Genomic DNA, 7,648 nt, shown 5'->3' with positions numbered 1-7,648 from the left:
TTGGAATACACCGAGTCTTGCAGTTTTCCTTCACTCAGTCCCCCTTAATCCACGATCCGCAAAGGAGCTTTCTTGCAATGAACGGAAGGAACGGAGCCGGAAAAAACGGCAAATCGAGCAGTCTTGCCCCCCTGAAAGTGCCCGCTCACCAAAACGGCAACGGCAAACAGAGCCGGGCGGAGCTAGCAGAGACCGGAGCTGCTGAAGATAAGCTGATTCGGGCAGAATCCTTCGATCAGCCAATTCTGTTGCAGCAAACTAGTTTGTGGTCGCGCTGTATTCTCTGGGGGATTATGGGCGTGGCTGGCTTTGTGATCGTCTGGGCAGCGGTTGCTCAAATCGAAGAAGCCGTTCCTGCTGCCGGACAGCTCCAGCCTGAACAAAGCGTGCAGCCCATTCAGGCTCCGGTGGGCGGTGTGGTGCAGGAAATCCTGGTGAAAGATGGGCAGAGCGTGAACAAAGGCGATCTGCTGATTCGGTTTGACCCAACGGCTGCGGCAGCCCAGGAAAAATCGCTCGAACAGGTCAAAGCCTCGCTGACTCGCCAGAATCAGTTTTACCGTTCTCAGTTGGCGGGTTCTGTGGCTCCCAGTTTAGCGACCGCTCAGCAGCTTAATCTGTCTCCCGAAGTGCTGTCGCTCACCGAAAACCGCTCAGCTCTGCTGGCTGAAAATCAGCTTTATCGGGCACAGTTCGGCGGCAGCGGTGCAGGTCTTTCGCCAGAGCAGCAGATTCGTCTGCAAGCCAGCCAACAGGAATCTAGCACCAGAGCGGCGGCGGCTCAGTTTGAAGTGGCTCAGCTTCAACAGCAGCTTACCCAGACCGAACAGCAGCTTGCCTCGACCCGGCAAAGTCTAGCAATCGACGAAAAAATTTATAGCGATCTGGCTCCGCTATTGGTTGACGGCGGCATTGCCCGAATTCAGGTGGTGAAGCAAGAGCAGCAGGTGATTCAGTCCCGGTCAGAAGCCAATCGTTTGGCTCAGGAAGCGGCACGGCTGCGCTTTTCGATCGCCCAGGCTCAGCAAAAGCTGCAAAATACTGTTGCCACTACCAACACTGATCTGCTCAGCAAAATTGCTGAAAACGACAAAAGAATTGCGGACATTGATAGCCAAATCAATAAGGCGATTCTAGACAACGAAAACCGCATTTCTGAAATTGACAGCCAGCTCAGCCAGGCGAAACAAACCCTGCGCTATCAGGAACTTCGGGCGCCGATCGATGGCGTTGTCTTTGATCTGCAAGCTAAGGGATCCGGATTTGTCGCGAACAGTACCGAGCCGATTCTGAAAATTGTGCCGAGCAATGCGCTGGTGGCTGAGGTCTTTATCACCAATCAGGACATTGGCTTTGTTGCCGAAGGATTGCCGGTCGATGTGCGCGTAGACTCGTTTCCATTTAGTGAATTTGGCGATATCAAAGGCAAAATCATCAACATTGGCTCGGATGCGCTACCGCCGGATCAAAACCATCAGTTTTATCGTTTTCCGGCAAAGATTCAGCTTGATCAGCAGTATCTTGCAGTGAACGGCAACAAGATTCCGCTCCAATCCGGGATGTCGATCAGCGCGAACATCATTACCCGCAAGCGCTCGGTGATGAGCATCTTTACCGATTCCTTCTCGCGGAAAGTGGATAGCGTTAGAACGGTTCGATAACTTCGAGAACGGTTCGATCGCCGTTTGGAACAACAATTCGCGATCGGCTTCTCGATGTGCTATTCTAAAAGAGACCTGGACTCATGCAATTACAACGCCCAAACTTTGTCAGGACCGGAAGGTAGCAGCAATACGGGATGCTTGCAATCGGCGTGAACTCCGGGTCTTTTTGTTGGATGGTTATTTGTTGAATAGTTTTAATTAAGTAATTCCATTGATTTTTATTGGGTAATTTCCCCTCAGGTGGTTGGGTAATTTCCCGCTCAGGAGCAGCGACGGAACCGATCGCATTTTGTAAGCTAGAGAAAAACTAGTCCTTGCAAACAGGAAGCTTCAGCGATGGCAGGTCTTGGTGATTTCGTTCAAAAAGCATTTTATTTAGGTGTGGGAGCTGCCTCCTACGCGGCTGAAAAAGCAGGCGGTAAACTAGCAGGTTTGCGGGTTCAGGCGCAAAAGCTGGCAGACGAGATGGTGGCACGCGGCGAGATTACTGCCGAAGATGCGAAGCGGATAGTCGATGAAATGATGAATCGGGCACAGCAAGAGCAGCCGTCTGTGAATGAGCCGCGATCGACCGAACCGCGCCGGATTGAGATTTTAACCGACGACGAACCTGAGCCTGCCGCGGACGCTGCCGCGGAGACGAAAGCCGCTGGACCGGAATCTAATGTCGATGACTTGCGAGCACAAGTTGCAAAACTTCAAGAAGAACTGCGGCGGCTCAAACGAGAGTAGAGTAGTCACAATAGGCAACTCACTAAACATTACCTTCGCAGTTTATGGATGGCTGGCAACAGGATTGGCTCCGGTCTTTAGACTCGGTGACGAAAGAAGTGGAGCAATTTTTTGAAAACGTTGGGCGTGAATTAGATGATTTCGCAGATGCTGTGATTGAGTTTTCCGAAGAAGTGATGGAAGAAGTGGAGCGATCGATCGTTCCGAAACTCGATCAGTTGGATCATCAAATTGCGGATTGGGTTGAACCCGTGATTCAGATAGTTCTGGGCATGGAAACCACGCTCGATCGTGCCGTTGAACCTGTGACGCACACCGTTGAACCCTGGCTGAATCAACATCCGGTTTGTATTGGCTGTCAGCATTACCACGGGCAAGTTTATGGCGGAAATTTGCTGATTTGTGCCATGCATCCCTTTGGCATAGAAGAGGGCGTTGATCAGTGCGCGGATAAGGAACTCGTTTCCTGGTCGTTTCCTGCCCTGCATTCCCAATCCTCTGACCTGACTGATGATCAGTACTAAGCAACTTGCCGATTTTTCTCTGAATATTCCGGGCGAGCTGCTGCTTATCCGTAGAAGGAATTGGTAGATGCACCCTGATTGTTCCCCTGGTTCACCCAGGGGATTTTTTATTTGTCGCCATCTGGGTTCGCCTGTAACAGGTTCAACTTTTAACTGTAACCAGTTCAACCGCAACAAATTTTCGCACCGAGTTAATCAACCCGATTCGATCGCATTCACTCAATTCGCTGATTTGAATCCTTCGTTCTTTCAGCTTGTTTGTTGCCAGCAGTTCTGCGCGATAGGTTCCCGCTAATAAACCCGATTCGATCGGCGGTGTAAAAGCCTGTCCATCTTTTTCTATCACTAAATTTCCAATACAAAATTCTGTAACTTCTCCTCGATCGTTCCACAGCAAGACTTCTTCTGCGGGAAAACAGGCTTGCTTAACCCGTTCATAAATCGATCGTTCTGTGGTTTTGTGATACAGGAAGGGATAATTTGAGTCGATTGGAAAAGGGGCAAGCTGAGCTCTGATCGTATGTTGGGCAGTGGCCCAAGGCCGATAGCTTAATTCAAACTTGCCCGATCGCGAAACGGTTAGATGTACTTTATATTCCTGACCTGCTCCTCTGCTCAACCTGCTTTCTCCATCCTTCATTGAAGAATTGAGAGAACCTATGGAGGACTGCCGACATTCCGCTAACATTCGATCGGCTTGCTCCAGAAGTGCCTGCTCAAGGGTCACAAGATCGATCGCATTGCCAAAATAATCGGCGGATTGTTGCAAACGCTGAAGGTGACGCTCGAGCAAGAAATATCCGGTTGTGGGTGTCCAGAGAATGGTTTCGAGCAGATCAAAAGCGGGCTGCGATCGGGTGAGAATTTGCGCTTTGGTGTAGCACTCTTGCAGTTCGGCAGTGTCGGCTGAATCCCACACAATGCCACCTCCGGTTCCGTATTCTGCGGTGTGTGTGGTGCGATCAATCAGAATGGTGCGAATTGCGACGTTGAACTGAGCTTTCAGCGATGTCCCTGCTCCGGGTTGAATCCAACCGATCGTTCCGGTATAGAGCCTGCGAGGATCGGTTTCCAGTGCTGTAATAATTTCCATTGTGCGGGCTTTCGGCGCACCCGTAATCGAGGCAGGCGGAAACATTGCCTGAAAAATCTCGGTCATCGACGCAGCTGTATTACACTGCACAGTGCTGGTCATTTGCCACAGCGTCGGATATTGCTCCAGGTCAAACAGTCCGGGAACTGAGACAGAACCAACCTCGGCGATCTGTCCCATGTCGTTTCGCACCATGTCTACGATCATCAGATTTTCTGCCCGATTTTTCTCAGACAGAGTCAGTTCAATCGCCTGCTGACAGTCGCGCTCATGCCATAGCCCACGGGCGATCGTACCTTTCATCGGACGCGAAACCAGCCGACGATTCTCCAGGGTAAAAAACAGTTCCGGGGATGCCGAGCAGATATACCAGTCGGGAAGCTGCAAAAACGCGCCATAGCCCGCACCCTGCGCCTGAATTAACTGCAAGAAAAGCTGAAACGGATCGCTCTCGAAAGCCGATCGCAGCCGAAATGTATAGTTGACCTGATAGGTATCTCCGGCGTGAATTCTGTGCTTAATTTGCTGAATTGCCGATCGATATTCTCCATCCCCAATTGATGGCTGCCAATCGAGCGGCGACAGAGAAACTGGATTCGCAGGCAGTTCAACAATCTGCGGCGGAGCAAATAGCCCAAACCAGATCAGGGGAAAATTAGCCGGGTGAACGGTCAGTGTTAGATCAAAGGCAGGAGCGGCTTCATAGGCAATCATTCCAGCAGCGTGAAGCGATTCGCGGGTGACCCGCTGTTCAATGTCTTGCAGCATGGGCACGACCTGATCGATCGCCTGTGTCGTGTAAATTGCGATCGGCTGCTGAAACAAAAGCCACTGACGGCGATCCGCATCGTGTAGCAAAATTGAATGATTAGACAGCGAAAAATCAGGCTGGGCAGCAGTCATCGGCTCTTTCCATCGCACAGGCTTTAATTATGGCGAATTTATAGCGAACCTATGGCGGACAAAAGTCGAATTTATAGCGAATTAATTACAGGTCGATCGTGCATTTTATTCGATCGTTGCTGTGAGTGTATCCGGTTCTACAAGTAATTCTGTTCATGAGAGTTATATCATCTATATTTCGAGGGATGGAGGAGGGATCGAGGATTGCCTAAAATCGCCTCAATTTATGAATCAAATTATTAGATTCAAATTATTAGATTCAAATCACTGATTCAACCTGACGATTTTCAGAACCTTCTAACCCTGATCCTCTGATTCTCTCAATCTGCTCCAAGCCCTATGGTGATTTGCATTGCAGAAGATCGTCAGCGCGAAGAAATTGCAGTCAAGCTGCTGCTGCTCAGTCTGGCAAAACACTGTCCCCATGTGCCAATTGAACTGTTCTTTCCGCCTGCTACGGAAGCGTTTAAAGCCTGGGCTGCTGCCCTGCCGCAGGTTCATCTCAGAACTACGCCGATCGCCACGGCTGCGGGATGGGATATTAAACCCTACGCGCTGCTGAAGCTGCTAACAGAAGGACACCGTGAAGTCTGGTGGATTGATTCCGACATTATCGTGACCCGCGATTTTCGACAAACGATCGCCCCCCTGACCGACGCTGATTTGGTAATTGCGGAAGAGGCGTTATACGGTCACTATCGCGATGAAGGCTATCGGGCGCGGGCGTGGGGATTTGCGATCGGGCGCAGCTTGCCCTTCAATCTCAATTCGGGTGTGATGCGAGTGACGCAGGCGCATCGATTGTTGTTGCAGCAGTGGCAGCAGTTGCTCGAAACCGAGGTGTATCAGCAGGCACAGCAGCAGCCCTACGGTCAAAAGCCGTTTCATCTGTTTGGCGATCAGGACGTGTTGACTGCACTGCTCAGCACTCAAGAGTTTGCCCATATTCCACTGCGGATTCTAAAGCGCGGCACAGCCATTATTCAATACTTTGGGCTTGCCGGATATACGATCGCCGAGCGGCTGCAAAATCTGGTTGACGGAATGCCGCCGTTTATCCACGCGCAGCGCGAAAAACCCTGGCATCGATCGCTTATTCCACCTGGGCTTAAGCCGTTGCGGCCCTATTTAGACTTTGTGCAAATGGATATTTCGCCCTATTGCTTTGCCGCAGCCCCGTATCGATCGCAGCTTGCCGAAGATCTGCCCTGGCTGGACGCGCACTCGCGCCTGGGCAAAATCCTACGTGGATTAGGCTTGGGAAATGCTGCATTCACAGGTTTGCCGATCGCCCTCGGCTACAGTGTAATTCGTGCGATTAAACAAATGCGGGGAATCGACGATCGGTTCGATCCGCAGCAGGCGTATCAGCGAGTGATTCTTGCTCAGACTGATGAACAAACAGCGGGAAAGGCGAGCGTGGAGAAAGTGGAAACAATATATTAACTGCTCTGGAGTTTCAGTCGGGTTTGGATCAGGTTAAACAAATGGTTGAGCTGCACAGGCTTCGTCAAGTATTCATCGGCTCCGGCTGTAAGACAGCGTTCGCGATCGCCCGGCATTGCCAGCGCAGTCAGCGCAAATATCGGAATATTCGCGGTTGCAGCATACCGACGCAGAGCATCGATCGCCTGTAGACCGTTCAGGCGGGGAAGCTGAATATCCATCAAAATCAGGTGGGGCAAATAGGATCGAGCGAGATCGATCGCCTCGATACCGTCTTTTGCCAGCAGGATGTGAAAGCCCTTTGCCTGCAAATAGTTCATCAGGGTCATAACATTATCGGGATGGTCTTCCGCCACCAGAATCACGGGCTGCATTGCACCCTGAGCACTCGTCGCGGCGGCGCAAACAGGTAAGCCCGAAGCCCGCTCAGCCGAAGACGAATGGGATTGCGAGAACCGCCAGGGCAACAAAATGGTGAAGCAGCTTCCTTGTCCCGGTTGGCTATCGACTAAAATTTGACCGCCATGCAGTTCCACAATTTGTTTGACCAGAACTAGCCCCAGACCCGTTCCTTCATAGCGACGAGAGAGGCTGCTATCAATTTGGACAAAAGCCTGGAATAGCTTTTCGAGATCGGCAGGGGCAATGCCAATTCCTGTATCGGTAACGCTGCACTGCAACCACTGCGTGGCTGGACTGCCCTTGGCCTTTAGCGTGACCGAGCCGCCCTCTGGTGTGAACTTGACTGCATTACTAAGCAGATTGATGAGCACTTGACGTATGCGACGTTCGTCTAATTGAATCGATGCAGAAGGATTAGCAAGCTCAAGGTTGAGCGAAATGCTTTTCTCGTGTGCCTGATGCCTCACAAAGTCAAGACTGTCTTCGCAGAGTTCCTCGATCGAAACCGGAGCAATTTGAAGTTCAAGCTTGCCCGCCTCGATTTTTGCCAGATCGAGAATGTCGTTAATCAGCTCAAGCAGGTGACTGCCGCTGTTTTGAATTGTGACGAGAAACTGTCGCTGCTTGTCATTAATCGCTCCAAAAACTTCGGTTTGCAGCACTTCAGATAAGCCCATGATCGCGTTGAGCGGGGTTCGCAGTTCATGGCTCATATTCGCGAGAAATTCATCTTTCAGGCGGGTTGCTTGGGCAAGTTCCAGATTGGTTACTGCTAAATGCTCATTAGCGCGTCGGAGCTGTTCTTCAGCCTGCTGTCGCTGGTATTGCAGTGCCTTCTTCTCGGTAATATCTTCTGACATGCCGAGACTGTAAAGTGGATGACC

6 protein-coding genes and 1 other RNA gene are annotated in these 7,648 nt (G+C 51.0%); 5 read left to right on the top strand and 2 right to left on the bottom strand.

The features are described from left to right. The 4 genes from H6F80_RS01685 to H6F80_RS01670 form a co-directional block, all read left to right on the top strand. Positions 1-1,661, top strand: a 1,661-nt coding sequence (locus H6F80_RS01685; protein ID WP_347277810.1) for an HlyD family type I secretion periplasmic adaptor subunit, incomplete at its 5' end; no start/stop codon positions are given. 72 nt (positions 1,662-1,733) lie between these two features. Continuing rightward, positions 1,734-1,830: signal recognition particle sRNA small type (gene ffs / locus H6F80_RS01680), an RNA gene on the top strand. Positions 1,831-2,000: 170 nt separating this feature from the next. Next, the gene (locus H6F80_RS01675; RefSeq protein ID WP_190789887.1) at positions 2,001-2,396 is read left to right on the top strand and encodes a phasin family protein; all 396 of its coding nucleotides are present in this window, start codon (positions 2,001-2,003) and stop codon (positions 2,394-2,396) included. Between the two features lie 44 nt (positions 2,397-2,440). Continuing rightward, positions 2,441-2,920 (top strand): hypothetical protein, encoded by a 480-nt coding sequence (locus H6F80_RS01670; RefSeq protein WP_190789886.1) that lies wholly within the window; start codon positions 2,441-2,443, stop codon positions 2,918-2,920. Between the two features lie 142 nt (positions 2,921-3,062). Here the strand turns inward: H6F80_RS01670 and pabB are convergent, their stop codons facing one another. Continuing rightward, positions 3,063-4,934 (bottom strand): aminodeoxychorismate synthase component I, encoded by a 1,872-nt coding sequence (gene pabB / locus H6F80_RS01665; protein WP_206755020.1) that lies wholly within the window; start codon positions 4,932-4,934, stop codon positions 3,063-3,065. A 321-nt stretch (positions 4,935-5,255) separates the two neighbouring features. Here pabB and H6F80_RS01660 point away from each other — a divergent pair, with 321 nt between their 5' ends. Beyond that, positions 5,256-6,362, top strand: coding sequence for a nucleotide-diphospho-sugar transferase (locus H6F80_RS01660; RefSeq protein ID WP_190789884.1), 1,107 nt, complete (start codon positions 5,256-5,258; stop codon positions 6,360-6,362). Here the strand turns inward: H6F80_RS01660 and H6F80_RS01655 are convergent. Then, positions 6,359-7,648, bottom strand: a 1,290-nt coding sequence (locus tag H6F80_RS01655; protein ID WP_206755019.1) for an ATP-binding response regulator, incomplete at its 5' end; no start/stop codon positions are given. The two genes, H6F80_RS01660 and H6F80_RS01655, sit on opposite strands and share 4 nt — an antisense overlap.

It is taken from the genome of Leptolyngbya sp. FACHB-711, assembly GCF_014695615.1.
Classification (GTDB): Bacteria; Cyanobacteriota; Cyanobacteriia; order Elainellales; family Elainellaceae; genus Leptolyngbya_A.
Note: the sequence above shows the minus strand (reverse complement) of the source record. Positions and strands in the feature narration are given on the sequence as shown.

Excerpts from the sequence above, each read along its gene's own strand:
- H6F80_RS01675 (WP_190789887.1), top strand. The coding sequence starts at position 2,001 with ATGGCAGGTCTTGGTGATTTCGTTCAAAAAGCATTTTATTTAGGTGTG.
- H6F80_RS01670 (WP_190789886.1), top strand. The coding sequence starts at position 2,441 with ATGGATGGCTGGCAACAGGATTGGCTCCGGTCTTTAGACTCGGTGACG.
- H6F80_RS01660 (WP_190789884.1), top strand. The coding sequence starts at position 5,256 with ATGGTGATTTGCATTGCAGAAGATCGTCAGCGCGAAGAAATTGCAGTC.